Origin of the sequence: Nocardia sichangensis, from assembly GCF_047200615.1 — a bacterium.
Lineage (GTDB): Bacteria > Actinomycetota > Actinomycetes > Mycobacteriales > Mycobacteriaceae > Nocardia > Nocardia sichangensis.
Genome location: NZ_JBJZOK010000115.1, coordinates 1 through 1141, shown reverse-complemented (window position 1 = coordinate 1141; position 1141 = coordinate 1). Strand labels below are relative to the sequence as shown.

At 64.8% G+C, this 1141-nt stretch carries 1 protein-coding gene; it reads left to right on the top strand.

Going from position 1 to position 1141, the window contains the following annotated elements; genetic code table 11:
* A partial coding sequence (locus ACL03I_RS39355) for an IS630 family transposase (protein ID WP_412808649.1) occupies window positions 1-1130 on the top strand: 1130 nt, incomplete at its 5' end.
* Window positions 1131-1141 lie beyond the last annotated feature (11 nt).

Genomic DNA, 1141 nt, shown 5'->3' with positions numbered 1-1141 from the left:
TCGGCTGGTGTCCGGTGATGCTGCTGGTGGAGGTGGTGCCGGTGGCTCGGAAGCCGGATGTGTTCGTCAGGGCGGTGACCCCGGAAGAGGGCCGCAAGCTGGCGCAGATCGCGCGCCGGAGCAAGCAGCCGATCCGGATGCGGCGCGCGGTCGTGGTGATGGCCTCGGCACAGCATCAGCCGGTCGGGTTGATCGCGAAGCTGATGCAAGTGTCGGAATCGTATGTGCGACAGGTAATCCACGACTTCAACGCGCATGGTTTCGAGGCATTGGACCCAAAATGGAGCGGGGGCAGGCCGGCGAAGACCGATCAGGCGACACGTGATCGGATCTGTCAGATCGCCCGGTGCTGCCCCCGTGACCTGGGATGGCCGTTCGCGACATGGAGCCTGTCGAAGCTGGTGGAAGTGCTGCGGGTCAACGAGATTGCCGATATCAGCCGTGAAACCCTGCGGAAGATCCTGAAGGCCGGTGGAGTGTCGTGGCAGGCCACGAAAACGTGGAAGGCCTCGGGCGACCCGGATTTTCAGGCCAAGATGGCGCGGGTGCTCGACCTCTACGATCATCCGCCCGCCGACGGGCGCGTGGTCTGTGTGGACGAGTTCGGGCCTTTGAACCTGCAGCCCCGCCCCGGCCGCGGCTGGTTCACCGCCCGTCGGCCACGCCGGTTGCGCGCGACCTACCGGCGCACTCAGGGCGTCCGGCACATGTTCGGTGCTCTGGACCTGTCCTCGGGCCAGTTGTACTACCGGATCCGGGATCGGAAACGGTGGACGGAGTTCCTGGCGTTCTGCAAATCGCTGCGAGCCCGGTGGCCGGGTGAGAAGTTGTATCTGATCTGCGACAACTACTCGGTCCACAAGCGGGCCGAGGTCCGTGCATGGTGCACGGCCAACGCGGTCGAGCTGGTATTCCTGCCCACCTACTGCTCCTGGCTCAACCGAATCGAATGCGAGTTCGCTGCGCTGCGGTACTTCGCGTTGAACGGCACCGACCACCACAGCCACGGCGAACAAGACGACGCGATCGGCACCTACATCCGCTGGCGCAACCAACACGCCGGACCCGTCCGCGACTTCGCCGTCGGATCCAAGATCCGATACCCGGATTACCTACCGAACGTTGCCTGACGCGGCACTAG